Source organism: Mesorhizobium sp. WSM4829, from assembly GCF_055811475.1.
In genome coordinates, this window is record NZ_JBVVQJ010000117.1 from 1 (window position 1) to 1,177 (window position 1,177).

1 protein-coding gene is annotated in these 1,177 nt (G+C 63.3%); it reads left to right on the forward strand.

The features are described 5' to 3' along the window. Complete coding sequence (gene tuf, locus AC0L17_RS34440; protein WP_091591201.1) at nt 1–1,176, forward strand: elongation factor Tu; 1,176 nt, start codon at nt 1–3, stop codon at nt 1,174–1,176. The last annotated feature ends 1 nt before the right edge of the window (nt 1,177 follow it).

Genomic DNA, 1,177 nt, shown 5'->3' on the forward strand with positions numbered 1-1,177 from the left:
ATGGCAAAAGGTAAATTCGAGCGTACAAAGCCTCATGTGAACATCGGCACGATTGGCCATGTCGATCATGGCAAGACGTCGCTGACGGCGGCGATCACCAAGTATTTTGGCGAATACAAGCGCTACGACCAGATTGATGCGGCGCCCGAGGAGAAGGCGCGCGGCATCACCATCTCGACGGCGCATGTCGAATACGAGACGGCCAACCGCCACTACGCTCATGTCGACTGCCCCGGCCACGCCGACTACGTCAAGAACATGATCACCGGTGCTGCGCAGATGGACGGCGCGATCCTGGTCGTGTCGGCCGCCGACGGCCCGATGCCGCAGACCCGCGAGCACATCCTGCTGGCCCGTCAGGTCGGCGTGCCGTCGATCGTGGTGTTCTTGAACAAGGTCGACCAGGTCGACGACGCCGAGCTGCTCGAGCTGGTCGAGCTCGAGGTGCGCGAGCTGCTGACCAAGAACGAGTTCCCCGGCGACGACATTCCGATCGTCAAGGGTTCGGCACTTGCGGCTTTGGAAGATTCCGACAAGAAGATCGGCGAGGATTCGATCCGCGAACTGATGGCTGCGGTCGACGACTACATCCCGACGCCGGTTCGCCCGCTCGACAAGCCGTTCCTGATGCCGATCGAGGACGTGTTCTCGATCTCTGGCCGCGGCACGGTGGTGACCGGCCGCGTCGAGCGCGGCGTGGTCAAGGTCGGCGAGGAGCTTGAGATCGTCGGCATCCGTCCGACCACCAAGACGACCTGCACCGGCGTCGAGATGTTCCGCAAGCTGCTCGACCAGGGCCAGGCCGGCGACAACATCGGCGCGCTGCTGCGCGGTGTCGACCGTGAAGGTGTCGAGCGCGGCCAGGTTCTGGCCAAGCCGGGCACGGTCAAGCCGCACAAGAAGTTCGTCGCCGAAGCCTACATCCTGACCAAGGACGAGGGCGGCCGTCACACGCCGTTCTTCACCAACTACCGGCCGCAGTTCTACTTCCGCACGACCGACGTGACCGGCATCGTGTCGCTGCCGGAAGGCACCGAGATGGTGATGCCTGGCGACAACATCACCGTCGATGTCGAGCTGATCGTGCCGATCGCCATGGAAGAGAAGCTGCGCTTCGCCATCCGTGAAGGCGGCCGCACCGTCGGTGCCGGCATCGTCGTCACCATCAAAGAGTAAT